Annotated in this window: 10 protein-coding genes and 1 tRNA gene; 7 read left to right on the top strand and 4 right to left on the bottom strand. The window is 69.9% G+C overall.

The window, feature by feature from the left end:
• Nucleotides 1–14: 14 nt before the first annotated feature.
• On the bottom strand, nucleotides 15–1,061 hold the full coding sequence (locus DYE23_RS25080) for a TerC family protein (RefSeq protein WP_011892302.1): 1,047 nt from the start codon (nucleotides 1,059–1,061) through the stop codon (nucleotides 15–17).
• A 225-nt stretch (nucleotides 1,062–1,286) separates the two neighbouring features.
• Here DYE23_RS25080 and DYE23_RS25085 point away from each other — a divergent pair, with 225 nt between their 5' ends.
• The 7 genes from DYE23_RS25085 to DYE23_RS30945 all read left to right on the top strand — a co-directional run bounded on the left by DYE23_RS25085 (nucleotide 1,287) and on the right by DYE23_RS30945 (nucleotide 11,824).
• Nucleotides 1,287–5,261: a Pls/PosA family non-ribosomal peptide synthetase gene (locus DYE23_RS25085; RefSeq protein WP_115329100.1), complete on the top strand. Its 3,975-nt coding sequence runs from the start codon at nucleotides 1,287–1,289 to the stop codon at nucleotides 5,259–5,261.
• Nucleotides 5,258–6,604 (top strand): M1 family metallopeptidase, encoded by a 1,347-nt coding sequence (locus DYE23_RS25090; RefSeq protein WP_115328457.1) that lies wholly within the window; start codon nucleotides 5,258–5,260, stop codon nucleotides 6,602–6,604. The genes DYE23_RS25085 and DYE23_RS25090 overlap by 4 nt, the downstream gene beginning before the upstream one ends.
• Nucleotides 6,601–7,872 (top strand): hypothetical protein, encoded by a 1,272-nt coding sequence (locus DYE23_RS25095; RefSeq protein WP_115329101.1) that lies wholly within the window; start codon nucleotides 6,601–6,603, stop codon nucleotides 7,870–7,872. Before DYE23_RS25090 ends, DYE23_RS25095 begins: the two co-directional genes overlap by 4 nt.
• A 9-nt stretch (nucleotides 7,873–7,881) precedes the next feature.
• Nucleotides 7,882–8,859, top strand: a complete 978-nt coding sequence (galE, locus tag DYE23_RS25100; protein WP_013472913.1) for a UDP-glucose 4-epimerase GalE — start codon at nucleotides 7,882–7,884, stop codon at nucleotides 8,857–8,859.
• 4 nt (nucleotides 8,860–8,863) lie between these two features.
• Nucleotides 8,864–10,633 (top strand): hypothetical protein, encoded by a 1,770-nt coding sequence (locus tag DYE23_RS25105; RefSeq protein WP_115328458.1) that lies wholly within the window; start codon nucleotides 8,864–8,866, stop codon nucleotides 10,631–10,633.
• Nucleotides 10,634–10,687: 54 nt separating this feature from the next.
• Nucleotides 10,688–11,158, top strand: coding sequence for a CAP domain-containing protein (locus DYE23_RS25110; RefSeq protein WP_115328459.1), 471 nt, complete (start codon nucleotides 10,688–10,690; stop codon nucleotides 11,156–11,158).
• A gap of 201 nt (nucleotides 11,159–11,359) precedes the next feature.
• Nucleotides 11,360–11,824 (top strand): hypothetical protein, encoded by a 465-nt coding sequence (locus DYE23_RS30945; protein ID WP_172527840.1) that lies wholly within the window; start codon nucleotides 11,360–11,362, stop codon nucleotides 11,822–11,824.
• An 80-nt stretch (nucleotides 11,825–11,904) separates the two neighbouring features.
• On the opposite strand, the gene DYE23_RS25120 is transcribed toward DYE23_RS30945, so the two are convergent.
• From DYE23_RS25120 to DYE23_RS25130, 3 genes are all read right to left on the bottom strand, one after another.
• A complete protein-coding gene (locus tag DYE23_RS25120; RefSeq protein WP_099962029.1) occupies nucleotides 11,905–12,735 on the bottom strand; it encodes a L,D-transpeptidase in 831 nt (276 codons plus the stop codon).
• Nucleotides 12,736–13,072: 337 nt separating this feature from the next.
• Nucleotides 13,073–13,148, bottom strand: a tRNA-Thr gene (locus tag DYE23_RS25125).
• Between the two features lie 64 nt (nucleotides 13,149–13,212).
• Complete coding sequence (locus DYE23_RS25130; RefSeq protein ID WP_013472918.1) at nucleotides 13,213–14,424, bottom strand: DNA polymerase III subunit delta'; 1,212 nt, start codon at nucleotides 14,422–14,424, stop codon at nucleotides 13,213–13,215.
• Nucleotides 14,425–14,428: the final 4 nt, after the last annotated feature.

The raw sequence follows: 14,428 nt of genomic DNA on the forward strand, positions 1-14,428 counted from the left end.
CAACAATCGCACGCTCACCGGGCGCGGTCGCCGTGCGGCGTCTCGGTGTCGTCGACCGCGTCAGGACCCTCAGAACCCTCTGACGTGCCGTTCTTGCGCACGTCGTGCACCCGCGTCTTGTACAGGCTCGCGACGGTGGTGATCAGCAGGGTGACGATGATCACGCCCAGGCTCAGCAGGGTCGGGATCTCGGGCACCGGCACGTTCTCGCCGCCGTTGATGAACGGCACCTCGTTCTCGTGCAGCGCGTGCAGCACCAGCTTCACGCCGATGAAGAACAGGATGAACGCCAGCCCCTGGGACAGGTACACCAGCCGCTTGAGCAGGTCGCCGAGCAGGAAGTACAGCTGGCGAAGGCCCATCAGAGCGAACACGTTCGCGGTGAAGACCAGGTAGGGCTCCTGCGTCAGGCCGTAGATGGCCGGGATGGAGTCCAGCGCGAAGAGCAGGTCGGTGGTTCCGAGCGCGACGATGACGAGGAACATCGGCGTCATCAGCCGCTGACCGTTCTCGTGCACCCACAGCCGCAGGCCGTCCCAGGTGTCGGTGAACTTCATCCGCTTCTGCGCGAACCGCACGACCGCGTTGTCGCCGTCGTCGTCGTGGTCGGTGTCCTTGACCAGCTTGATCGCCGTGTACAGCAGAAACGCGCCGAACAGGTAGAACACCCAGGAGAACTGCTCGATGGCCACGGCGCCCAGCGCGATGAAGATGCCGCGGAAGATCAGCGCCAGGATGATGCCGACGAGCAGCGCCTGCTGCTGGTAGATCCGCGGCACCTTGAAGCTGGCCATGATGATCAGGAAGATGAACAGGTTGTCCACCGAGAGGCTGTATTCGGTGAGCCAGCCCGCGAAGAACTCGACGCCGTACTCGCTGCCGTGGAAAGTCCAGGTCCAGACGCCGAACGCGATGGCGAGCGCGATGTAGATCGTCAGCGCGGTCCCGGTCTCCCGCTTCGAGGGTTCATGGGGTCTGCGCCCGATCACGAGCACATCGAAGAGCAGGATGCCGATCGTCACGGCAAGCGTGATGCCCCACTCGAGTCCACTTACGTTCATCAAACCTCCGGTCGCCGTTCCAACGCCGGAGGTCTCTTCCACCACTGCCGAGGCAGTAGGCCCGCAGCACCGGTCGTCCGACGACGGACGACGTGATGACGACACTGCGGCGAAGGAATACTCCCCTCCAAGCGGCTCATCCTGCCAGGCGATGGCCCGACACGCGAAACGGCCCGACGGGGCGAGGTGGTTCCTGACGCTGAGTAGTTTGTACCCGTGACGGCCGTGGATCGAACCCCAGAGATCCCTAGTCAGTTCCTGCTCTCGGCATACGCCCCGCAACCGCGCACCCTGATCGACATCCTGGCCGAGACGGCGCGCCGGTTCCCCGACGCGCCCGCCCTCGACGACGGCACGGTGCAGCTCACCTACGCAGAACTGCTCTCCGACGTCGAGGACAGCGTCGCGTGGCTCGGCGCCCGCGGCATCGGCCGCGGCGACCGTATCGGGATCCGGATGCCGTCGGGCAGCTACGCGCTCTACGTCGCGATCCTGGCCACCCTCGCCGCCGGCGCGGCCTACGTCCCGGTCGACGCCGACGATCCGCAGGAGCGCGCCGATTTGGTGTTCACCGAGGCCGGCGTCGTCGCGATCATCACCGAGCGGGGCCTGGTGCGCGGTCCGGGCGCATCCCGCGGGTGGCGGGCCGCCGCGCCGCTGAGCCGCGACGACGCCTGGATCATCTTCACCTCGGGCTCCACCGGCACCCCGAAGGGCGTCGCGGTCTCGCACCGCAACGCGGCCGCGTTCGTCGACGCCGAGGCGAAGATGTTCCTGCAGAACAACCCGCTCGGCCCGGGGGACCGCGTGCTGGCCGGACTGTCCGTCGCGTTCGACGCGTCGTGCGAGGAGATGTGGCTGGCGTGGCGGCACGGCGCCTGCCTGGTGCCGGCCCCGCGGTCGCTGGTGCGCAGCGGCATGGACCTCGGTCCGTGGCTGGTCTCACGGGACATCACCGTCGTGTCCACGGTCCCGACCCTGGCCGCCCTGTGGCCCGCCGAGGCGCTGGAATCGGTGCGGCTGTTGATCTTCGGCGGTGAGGCCTGCCCGCCCGAGCTGGCCGAGCGCCTCGCCGCCGGACCCGACTCCGCGGGCCGTGAGGTCTGGAACACCTACGGCCCGACCGAGGCGACGGTGGTCGCGTGTGCGGCGAGGCTGGACGGAGGTTCCGGAGGGCAGGAGCGCAGCGACCAGGGAAATAGGACAGCGGCGGTCAGCATCGGCTTGCCGCTGCCCGGCTGGGACCTCGCCGTGGTCGACAAGGCCGGGGAACCGGTCGCGGTCGGCGAGGTCGGCGAACTGATCATCGGCGGCGTCGGACTCGCCCGCTACCTCGACCCGGACAAGGACGCCGAGAAGTACGCGCCGTTCCCGACCCTGGCGTGGAGCCGCGCGTACCGCAGCGGCGACCTCGTGCGGCTGGAGACCGACGGGCTCTACTTCGTCGGCCGCGCCGACGACCAGGTCAAGGTCGGCGGCCGCCGCATCGAGCTCGGCGAGGTCGACAACGCGCTGATGAACCTGCCCGGGGTCACCGGCGCCGCCGCCGCGGTCCGCCGCACCGCCAGCAGCACCCCGCTGCTGGTCGGCTACCTCGCGGTGGCGCCGGGGCTGGAGACGCCGTTCGACATCTCCCGGGCGCGGGCACAGCTGTCCGAAGCGCTGCCCGCCGCGCTGATCCCGCGGCTGGTCGTCGTCGACGAACTCCCGACCCGCACGTCGGGCAAGGTGGACCGCGACGCACTGCCGTGGCCGGTCGACAGCGCCGAGAAGGACACCGCAGACGGTTCCGATCTGGGCGGCGGGACGCTCGGGTGGCTGGCCGGCGTGTGGCGCGACGTGCTGGCCGCCCCGATCGACGGTCCCGAGGCCGACTTCCACGCCCTCGGCGGCGGCTCGCTGTCGGCGGCGCAGCTCGTCGCCGCGCTGCGGCAGCGCTACCCGCAGGTCACCGTCGCCGACCTCTACGACCATCCCCGACTGGGTTCGCTGGCCGGCTACCTCGACGAACTCGATCCGCCCGCGGCGGTCGAGACCCGCACGGTTACGCCGGTCTCCAGGCTGACCCAGGCGGTGCAGGTGGCGCTGACCGTCCCGCTGGCGGTGCTGACCGGCCTGCAGTGGGTGGTCTGGCTGGCGGTCGCCAACAACATCGCCGCCGAGTTCTCTCTGGTCGACTGGGTGTCGCCGGTCAGCTGGTGGTGGGTGCTCGCCGGGTTCCTGGTGTTCGTCACCCCTCCCGGCCGGATGAGCATCGCGGTGTTCGGCGCCCGGATCCTCGTCGGGAGCCTGCAGCCGGGCACCTATGCCCGCGGCGGTTCGGTCCATCTGCGCGTATGGCTGGCCGAGCGGCTCGCGGACGCCAGCGGCGCCGAGAACATGGCCGGGGCACCGTGGCTCGTCTACTACGCCCGCGCGCTCGGCAACAGGGTGGGCAGCGGGGTGGACCTGCACTCCGCGCCGCCGGTGACCGGGATGCTGACGCTCGGGCATCGCTGCTCGATCGAACCCGAGGTCGACCTGACCGGGCACTGGATCGACGGCGACCTGTTCCACGTCGGCCCGATCACCGTCGGCAACGACGCGACCGTCGGCGCCCGCACGACGCTGCTGCCCGGCGCCGTCGTCGGCAAGAACGCCGACGTCGCACCGGGTTCCGGCGTGATCGGCAAGGTCAAGAACGGGCAGTACTGGAAGGGCTCGCCGGCGGTGAAGTCCGGCAAGGCCAAGCACCCGTGGCCCGATCACCGCCCGCCGCGGGCGCCGGTGTGGGTCGCGATGTACGGCGTCACCTCGCTGCTGCTGGCCGCGCTGCCGCTGACCGCGCTCGCGGCCGGGCTGGCCGTGATCGGTTGGGGCGTGCGCGGGACGTCGACGGTGACGTCGGCGATCGTTCCGGCGCTGCTGTGGGCCGTGCCCGCGACGGCAGCCGCGGTGCTGGTGTACGCGACGCTGACGGTCATCGGTGTGCGTCTGCTCGCGATCGGGCTGACCGAGGGCTACCACCCGGTGCGCAGCCGGCCGGGCTGGCAGCTGTGGGCCACCGAGCGTCTGATGGACTCCGCCCGCACCTACCTGTTCCCGGTCTACGCGGGCCTGCTCACCCCGTGGTGGCTGCGGCTGCTCGGCGCGACGGTCGGTAAGGGCACCGAGATCTCGACCGCGCTGCTGATCCCGAAGTTCACCGTCATCGAGGACGGCGCGTTCCTCGCCGACGACACGATGGTCGCGTCCTACGAACTCGGCGGCGGCTGGATCCACGTCGCGCGGGCCACCGTCGGCAAGCGCGCCTTCCTCGGCAACTCGGGCATCACCCAACCCGGGCGCAGGGTTCCCGACGACGGCCTCGTCGCCGTCCTGTCCGCGACACCGCGCAAGGCCAAGGCCGGCTCGTCGTGGCTGGGCAGCCCGCCGGTGCGGTTGCGGCGCCGTCCGACGGCCGCCGACGCGCTGCGCACCTTCCATCCGTCCGTCCGGCTCAAGATGTTGCGCGCCACCGTCGAGATGTTCCGGTTCGTCCCGGTGGTGGTGACGTTCACGCTCGGGATCGCGGTGCTGTTCGCGATCCAGGCGGCGGCGGTGCACGTCGGGTGGCCGTGGGCGGCGCTCGCCGCGGGTCCGGTGCTGCTGGCCGCCGGCGCGGTGGCCGGCGCGATCGCCGTGATCGCCAAATGGCTTGTGATCGGGCGGATCACCGCGATCGAACATCCGCTGTGGTCGTCGTTCGTGTGGCGCAACGAGGTGGCCGACACCTTCGTCGAGACGGTGGCCGCGCCGTGGTTCGCCCGCGCCGCATCGGGTACGCCGGTGATGAACCTCTGGCTGAGGGGCCTGGGCGCGACGATCGGACGCGGTGTGTGGTGTGAGACCTACTGGCTTCCCGAAGCCGACCTGGTGACGCTCGACGACGGGGCCACGGTCAACCGGGGCTGCGTCGTGCAGACCCACCTGTTCCACGACAGGATCATGCGGATGGACACCGTGGTGCTCGAGGCGGGCGCAACGCTCGGACCGCACTGCGTCGCGCTGCCCGCCGCGCGCATCGGCGCCGGGGCGACGGTCGGGCCCGCGTCCCTGGTGATGCGCGGCGACGAGGTGCCGCCGTCGACGAGGTGGCAGGGTAACCCGATCGCGGTGTGGAATCCGCCGCGCAAGAAGCGCGAGTCCGACCCCAAACCCAAGAAGTCTGCGGCCGCGTGACGGCACGGAAACGGGTGTCCAAGAAGAACTCCTCCCCCGTCATCGACCCGTATCTGCCCGAGGCGGGCAACTTCGGGTACCGGGTGTCGCGCTACGAACTCGACCTGGAGTACAAGACGACCATCAACAGGCTCAGCGGGTCGGCGGCGATCACCGCCGTCACGCTCGCCGAGATCAAGACGTTCACCCTCGATCTCGCCGACGCACTGTCGGTGTCGAAGGTGTCCGTCAACGGCAAGCGGCCGGCCCACTACCGCACTGCGGCAGGCAAACTCCACATCACGCTGGCCGAGCGCCTGCCCGCCGGCGCGGCGATGACCGTCGGGATCCGCTACAGCGGGAACCCGCGCCCCAATCGAACCCCATGGGGCGACGTCGGTTTCGAGGAGCTCACCGAGGGCGTGCTGGTGGCCGGGCAACCCAACGGCGCGTCGTCGTGGTTCCCGTGCGACGACCATCCCGCCGCCAAGGCCAGCTTTCGGGTGCAGATCGCCACCGAGAGCCCGTATTTCGCGCTGGCCAACGGAAAGCTGCTGTCGCGGCGCCCCCGGGCCGGGATGACGACATGGGTCTACGAGCAGTCCGAGCCGACGTCGACGTATCTGATCACGCTGCAGATCGGCGTGTACAACCGGCACCGCCTGTCCAAGAACGGCGTCGAGATCTTCGCGGTCCTGCCCGACCGGTTGCGTCGCGAGTTCGCCCACGACTTCTGCCGCCAGCCCCAGATGATGAAGCTGTTCACCAAACTGTTCGGGCCCTACCCGCTGGCCACCGGCTACACCGTGGTCGTGACCGACGATGATCTCGAAATACCCCTTGAGGCACAAGGGATCTCGATATTCGGTGCCAACCACTGCGACGGCAGTCGCAAGGCCGAGCGGCTGATCGCCCACGAGCTCGCCCACCAGTGGTTCGGCAACTCGGTCACCGTGCAGAGGTGGCGCCACATCTGGCTGCACGAAGGCTTCGCCTGCTACGCCGAGTGGCTGTGGTCGGAGCACTGCGGCGAGCGCACCGCGCAGCAGTGGGCGCAGCACTACCACCACCGGCTCAAGCACTCCCCGCACGATCTGGTGCTCGCCGACCCGGGGCCCCGCGACATGTTCGACGACCGCGTCTACAAGCGCGGCGCGCTGACCCTGCACGTGCTACGGCAGCGCATCGGCGACGCGAATTTCTTTGCGCTGCTGAAGGACTGGACGACCCGGTACCGGCACTCGAGCGTCGTGACCGATGACTTCCTCGGTCTCGCCTCCCAGTATTCCGACGAGTCGCTGCGGTCGTTGTGGGCGGCGTGGCTGTACTCGACGGAGGTTCCGGCGCTGGACGCCGGGTCGTGACCGACGCGACCGCGGGGCCGTCCGGTGCGGTGAGCCGGGCCAGCGTGGTCCGGGTCGGCGTGGCGACGGCACTGTCGGCGCTGTGCGGATACGCGGTGCTCTACCTCGCCGCCCGCGACCTCGAGCCGGCCGGCTTCTCCGTCTTCGGAGTGTTCTGGGGGGCCTTCGGCCTCGTCAGCGGCGCCGCGTTCGGCCTGCTCCAGGAGACGACACGCGAGGTGCGCCACCCGTCCGCCGGCACCGCGCACCGGCACACCCGCCCGCTGGCCGTCGCGGCCGCGGTCGGGGTCGCCGCGGCGGCGGCCATCGGGGTCTCCGCCCCACTGTGGTCGGCGCACGTGTTCGTCGACGCCCGCATGCTCAGCGTGGCCCTGCTCTGCGCAGGCCTGGCCGGGTTCTGCGTGCACACCACGCTGCTCGGCGCGCTCGCCGGGATGGGCCGCTGGTCGGACTACGGCGCGCTGATGGTCACCGACGCGGCACTGCGCGTCGTCGTCGCGGCGGCCGGGTTCGCGGCCGGCTGGGGTCTGGGCGGGTACCTGTGGGCGACGGTCGCGGGCGCCTTCAGCTGGCTGCTGATGCTGCTGGTCTCCCCCGCGACGCGGGCTGCCGCGCGGGTGCAGACCACCGGCGGCACAGCCACGTTCCTGCGCGGCGCCGGGCACTCCATGGCCGCGGCGGGGGCGAGCGCGGTGCTCGTGATGGGTTTTCCGGTGCTGCTCGCCGCCACCTCCGGTGACCTCGGCGCCACCGGCGGGGTGGTGATCCTCGCGGTCACGCTCACCCGGGCGCCGCTGCTGGTGCCGTTGACCGCGATGCAGGGAAATCTGATCGCGTACTTCATCGACCAGCGCGCGCATCGGCTCAAGGCCCTGCTGGCACCGTCGGCCCTGGTCGCAGCGCTGGGGGCAGGCGGTGTCGTCCTCGCCGCGGTCTTCGGCCCCTGGCTGCTGCGCGAAGCCTTCGGCGCCCAGTACCGCGCCGACGGCGCGCTCCTGGCCTGGCTGACCGTCGCCGCCGTCGCGATCGCGCTGTTGACGCTCACCGGCGCCGCGACCGTCGCCGCCGCGCTGCACCGCGCGTACGCGGCGGGGTGGGTCATCGCCACCGCCGCCGCGGCCCTGCTGCTGATGCTGCCGCTGGACCTGGAGATCCGCGCGGTGGTGGCGCTGCTGTGCGGGCCTCTGCTCGGGATCGCGGTGCACCTGAGTGCCCTTGCCCGGGACCGCGACGGCGTCGCGCCCACCTATGCTGCGATCGACGACTGAGGAGGCAACATGAGCTGGCTGATCACCGGTGGGGCCGGATACATCGGTTCGCACGTGGCCCGCGCGATGCTGGAGGCCGGCCGCGACGTCGTCGTCATCGACGATCTGTCCAGCGGCTTCGAGAGCTTCGTCCCCGACGGCGCCGCCTTCGTCAAGGGCACACTGCTCGACGCGGCGCTCGTCGACGACACCCTGACGCGTTTCGACGTCGACGGGGTGATCCATATCGCGGGCTACAAGTACGCGGGCGAGTCGGTCAAGAGACCGCTGCACACCTACGAGCAGAACGTGTCGACCACGGTGATCCTGCTGCAGGCGATGGAGACCCGCGGCGTCGGTCAGATCGTGTTCTCCTCCAGCGCGGCGACATTCGGCACCCCCGACGTGGACATCGTCGACGAGTCGACCCCGACGACACCGGAATCGCCGTACGGCGAGACGAAGCTGATCGGCGAGTGGCTGCTCCGCGATGCCGGGCGCGCCTCGGGCCTGCGGCACACCAGCCTGCGGTACTTCAACGTCGTCGGGTCCGGGGCGGTGGAACTGTTCGACGCCAGCCCGCACAACCTGTTCCCCCTCGTGTTCGACATGCTGTTCCGCGGTGAGACGCCCCGCATCAACGGCGACGACTACCCGACCCCGGACGGCACCTGCGTGCGTGACTACATCCACGTCAGCGATCTGGCGCTCGCGCACGTCGCCGCGGCGCAACGGCTCGCCGCCGGGGAGCCCGTCGAACCCGTGTACAACCTCGGCAGCGGGGCGGGCACGTCGGTGCGCGAGATCATGACCGCGATGAGGACGGTGACCGGTGTCGACTTCGAACCCGTCGTCATGCCACGCCGGCCCGGAGACCCCGCCCGCATCGTCGCGGCCGGTGACCTTGCGGCCCGCGACCTGGGCTGGAGCAACCGTCATTCCCTGGAGGAGATGGTCGCCTCGGCGTGGCGGGCCCGCCAACACGCCGGAGACGCGTATCCGCGCTAGCTCTGTGAGATTCACCGTCGTCCGCGCCGCCGGGGCGCTGATCGCGCTGCACCTGGTGGTCCGCGCGGTGTTGGCGTTCGGTGGCTACTTCTACTGGGACGACCTGATTCTCGTCGGACGCGCCGGGACGCAGGGGCTGCTGTCACCGGGATACCTGTTCGACGACCACGACGGGCACGTCATGCCGGGTGCGTTCCTGGTCGCCGGCGCGATCACCCGGATGGCGCCGCTGGACTGGGCCGGTCCGGCGGTCAGCCTCGTCGTTCTCGCGGTGGTGGCGTCGCTGGCGCTGCTGCGTGCACTGTATGTGATCCTCGGCTGGCGTCCGGTGTTGTTGGTGCCGTTGACATTCGCGTTGTTCACCCCGCTGGCCCTGCCGAGTTTCGCGTGGTGGGCGGCGGGCCTGAACGCACTGCCGATGCTGGCGGCGATGGCGTGGGTGTGCGCGGACGCGATCCTGTTGCTCCGCACCGGCAATCAGCGTTACGCGCTGTCGGGGGCACTGGTGTTCCTGGGCGGGCTGCTGTTCTTCGAGAAGGCCGCGATCATCCCGTTCGTCGCGTTCACCGTCACGGCGCTCTACGGCCACGTGACGGCGACGGCGGGGGTTTCGCAGGTGTGGCGCCGCGGAGCGCGGTTGTGGACGGCCACCCTGGCGCTGACCGCCGGGTGGGTCGGCGTCTACCTGCTCGTCGTCGATCAGCAGCGCTGGAGTTTCGATCTGTCGATGACGTGGGATCTGTTGCGGCGCTCGTTCACCCACGGCATCGTCCCGGGTCTGGCCGGCGGTCCGTGGGACTGGCAGCGATGGGCGCCGGCGTCACCGTGGGCGACGCCGCCGGTGATCGTGATGGTCGTCGGCTGGGTGGCGCTGGCCGCGGTCGTGGTCGTCACGCTGCTGCGCAAACGCCGCCTCGGACCGGTGTGGCTGGCCGCGCTGGGATACGCCGTGGCCTGCCAGGTGCCGATCTACCTGATGCGGTCCTCACGGTTCACCGCGCTGGAGTTGGCGCAGACGCTGCGCTACCTGCCCGATCTGGTGCTGGTGCTCGCGCTGCTCGCCGCCGTCGGCCTGTGCGCTCCGAACCGTGAGCGCTCCCGGTGGCTGGACCGCTCACCGTGGCGGACCCTGGCGATCGCGTGCTGCACCGCGCTTTTCGTGATGAGCAGCCTGTACTCGACGGCGACGTTCCTGACGAGTTGGCGCGACAACCCCGCCCAGCCGTATCTGCAGAACGCACGCAGCGGCCTCGCGCAGGCCCATGCCGGCTCGGATGCCCCGATGCTCGACCAGGAGGTCGACCCGTTGGTGCTGCAGCGCGTCGCCTGGCCGGAGAACCTGGCGTCGCACATGTTCGCGCTGCTCCCCGAACGTCCCGAGTTCGCCTCCACCACAACGGATCTGCGCACCCTGGATTCGACCGGGAGGTTGACCGACGCGCAGGTCACGTGGGTACGCAGCATCCGGCCGGGCCCCGAGCAGGGCTGCGGATACCTCGTGCAGCCCGATCAGCCCGTGCGGATGCCGTTGGACGGTCCGCTGCTGCCCGCGGACTGGACCGTCGAGATCAACTATCTGGGCAACAGCGACGGCTCGATGACACTGTCCCTGTCCGAGGGTGAGGAGGTCAGAGTGCCCGTCGAGCCGGGCCTGAACCGGGTGTTCGTCCGACTGCCGGGGGCCGGTGATGCGATCACCGCCAGCGCGAACACCGCCGCGCTGTCGGTCTGTATCGCCGCGGGTCCGGTCGGCTTCGTCGCCCCCGCGCCGTGATGCACACCATCTCGGTTTGGTAACGAAACGCGCCGACAGGGCGACGTACCGAAGATGAAGCTGAAGATCGCCGGTGTCTTCGCGCTCAGCACGGTCGTCGTCGCGGCCGTCGGCACGAGCGCAGACTTCACGGCGGAGGCCGACGTGGCCGCCGGGTTGCACGCCGGCGTCAACCAGCTTCGTCAATCATGCGGGGCGATCCGCCAGGATGCGCGTCTCACCGCGGCGGCGCAGCGCCACGCCGACGACATGCTCAGGAACACAAACCACAGTCACGTGGGTTCGGACGGCTCATCACCGCATGCACGCATGACGGACGCCGGTTACCGCGGGGACGCCTCCACCGGTGAGATCGTCTTCTGGGCCACAGGCTCCGCCGCGACGGCGGACGCAGCGCTGGCTTTCTGGATGGGCAGTCCCGGACACCGGGCGATCATCTTGAACTGCGCATTCGCCGCAGCCGGTTTCGCGACCGCGTCGGACGGCAACAGGATGACCGCGGTCGGGGACTTCGCGGGCCCGTAGCAGCGCCGCACACCGTCGACCCTCGAACGTCTCGAAATCATCTCGTTCGCCGTTGATTTCGACACAGATCGGTATCAACCCGCACCGGAAGTCACTGTTCGGAAACGGCATATTCCCTCATCACCGGACGAGTCGATAAATTGACGCTTCGCTCCGAGGAAGACCTCGTGCGGGCGTTGTCGATGAAGGAGTTGGTGGGTGATGGCGGTCTTTGATCGGCTGAGCATCAGAGTGGCTGCCGTCGGGGCCGGGCTCTGCGGTATCGCGTTGGCGGTGAGCCCCGGTGTGGCGCACGCCGGCGGAGCCGAATGCCTCCAGACCTCTGCCGGTCAGGATCCGGCAGCAGCTGCGCCCTGCGCGCCGGTCGCGGAAATGTCCGGCGTTCCGATGGCTCTTCCCGGGCCGGTGCCCCCGCCCATGGCGCCGCCGCCGGTTGTCCCCCCGGTCGTCCCGCCGCTGGCACCGCCACCTGTTGTCCCGCCGGTCGTTCCACCGCTGGCACCGCCACCGGTCGTCCCGCCGATCCCTGCGGCGGGCGCCGCGGGCGGTCTTCCGGTGGCCAGCATGGGCGGTCTGGCCGGCAAGGGCGACCTGACGGGCCCCGCACCGAGTGGAGCACCCGTCCCCGGTCAGCCGATCCCGCCCGGACCCACGGGCGGCAACTGAGGATCGCCGACGGCCCGCTCCGATAGGGGGCGGGCCGGTTCGGTTCGATCGACCCGGCCGGCCACGGCAGCGCCGGACTCCTACCGTGGCACTGCTTGCGACACCTCAACGCCGTTCTCTCGCACCACGATCGGGTCACCCACGTTGACGGTGTTGAAGTACCACTCGGCGTCTTCGGTGCTGAGTCCGATACAACCGTGGCTGCCGTTCTCATTGCCCATCTGGTTCACAGCCCACGGCGCCGAGTGCACGAAAAGGCCTCGATGCGTGAAACGGACGGCGTAGTCCACATCGAGCAGGTAGCCGTCTGGAGCATCGGTGGGGATGCCCACACTGCTCGAATCCATTGTCACGTCACGTTCTTTGGCGAGCACCGAATAGACGCCGACGGGGGTCGGGTATTCCGGTCGCCCCATGGATGCCGGGAAGACGCCGTGCAATCCCCAGTAGGGCCGGTGGTGTGGGGCCGGCAGCTCAGAAGGTGGCACGCCGTCGATCGTCACGGTGAAGGTGTGGTCGGAGAGGTTGGCAATGCCGACGACGGCCCGGCCGATCTCGAATGTCCTGGTGGGCAGGTCGCCCAGCGTCAGTTTGACGGTGCTGTGCGCCGGCCAGAATTCGTTCGGCACCCAGTGCGCCACGTTGTCGGCGACCCACTCGAAGGTGCCGGTCATGGGCGGGTCCGAGGCGATGCGCATGACCTGCTCGGTGGCGAGCCGGTTCACCACGGCGTTGTCGAAGGTGATCACCACAGGATGGGCCACGCCCACGGTGGCGCCTTCTGCGGGAAGCAGCGATCCGATCCTGAGTTGCGGTGTCCAGCTGGCCAATTCGCGGACTTCCCAGGGCGGGACAACCATATTCGCAGCCAATATGCCCACGACAAGGGCACTCCGCACAGCCACGCGCATGGCACTCCGTATCCGTCGAACTCGCACGAATTTGGCGCATCAACACCGAATCTGACAATCGAAGTCTCACGATAATGTGCGAAAGTTACTCGTGCGCCTTCGATTCGGTCAATTGTTCATCACGCTTGGGCAACGCGCGCCGCGTCCTGTCGACGTGAATCCGAAAGCGGGAGCGGGATATTCGGCGTGGCGCCGACCCATGCCGGAACCACCTCCCCGGGCGCCGAGCGTGCGGAGAGCGACGCGGGCGGGCCTCGCGATCACCTCGCGAGCAGACGCATACTCGCACGACACGCCGCAGGGACACGCGAGTATGTGTCTGCTCGCGGGAGAAGGGTGGAGCCGCCCAGGGGAATCGAACCCCTGACCTTCTCATTACGAGTGAGATGCTCTACCGACTGAGCTAGGGCGGCGTGCTGACCAGCAGCGGCCTGAGTCTACGGCAGGAGTCGCCGTCAGCCCAAGTTGAACCCCGGGTCAGCTGCGCAGCGCCTGTCCGACCGTGCCGACCATCGCGTCGACGGCGAACTTCGGCTTGACGTTCACCGCCAGCGCCTCCCGGCATTCCAGCACGGCCTCGATGCAGCGCAGCAGCTTGTCCGGCGGTGCGTGCGCGGCCAGCGCCGCGACCTTGTCGGCCATGTCGGGATGGTTGGCGACCACATCGGTGGCGCCCGCGGACACCAGCAGCGCGTCCCGGAAATACGTCGCCAGGTCGATCAACGCACGGTCCAGCGCGTCGCGCGACGCCCGCGTCTGCCGGGACTTCTGCCGTTTCTCCAGCTCTTTGAGCGCTCCCGCCGCGCCCCGCATGGTGCCCGCGGTGCCCTTACCCGTGCCTCCGGCGCCCAGCGCGGTCCGCAGTTCCTCGGACTCGGCCTCGTTGCGGTCCCCGGTGAGGGCTTTCGCCTCGGCTTCGGCAGTGGCCACCAGTTCCTCGGCGGCGGCGTAGGCCCGCGACGGCGTCGCCGCGTCGCGGGCGAGGCCCAGCGCGCGTTTCCTGCGCTCGCGGGCCTCGTCGTCGGTGGCCAGCCGGCGCGCACGTCCGACGTGGCCACCGCTGACCGACGCCGCCCACCGGGCCTCGTCCGGAGACAGTCCGTCGGCGATCAGCACCTGGGCGATCGCATCGGCCGGCGGCGTCACCAGCGCCACATGACGGCACCGCGAGCGCAACGTGATCGCGATGTCCTCGGGATCGACCGACGGCGCGCACAGCAGGAACACCGTCGACGGCGGCGGCTCCTCGACGACCTTCAGCAGCGCGTTCGCCGCCCCCTCGGTCAATCGATCGGCGTCCTCGACCACCACGATCTGCCAGCGGCCCGTCCCGGGACGTCGCGACGCGATCTGCACGATCGCGCGCATCGCGTCGACGCCGATGGACAGCCCCTCCGGGATGATCCGCCGTACGTCGGCGTGGGTGCCGGCCATCGTCGTCGTGCACGCGCGGCACTCACCGCACCCCGGCCTGCCCTCGGAGGTGCACTGCAGCGCCGCCGCGAAGCACAGCGCCGCGATCGACCGGCCAGATCCGGGCGGACCGGTGATCAGCCAGGCATGCGTCATGGTGCCCGTCTCAGCGGGGTCGTCATCGTGAACGGAATCACCGCGAGCTGCTCTAGCTGCGGCGATCAGCTCCGCCTCGACTGTGTCCTGGCCCACCAGGCGTGAGAAAACTCCGGCCATCGCC

It is taken from the genome of Mycolicibacterium gilvum (assembly GCF_900454025.1).
Classification (GTDB): domain Bacteria; phylum Actinomycetota; class Actinomycetes; order Mycobacteriales; family Mycobacteriaceae; genus Mycobacterium; species Mycobacterium gilvum.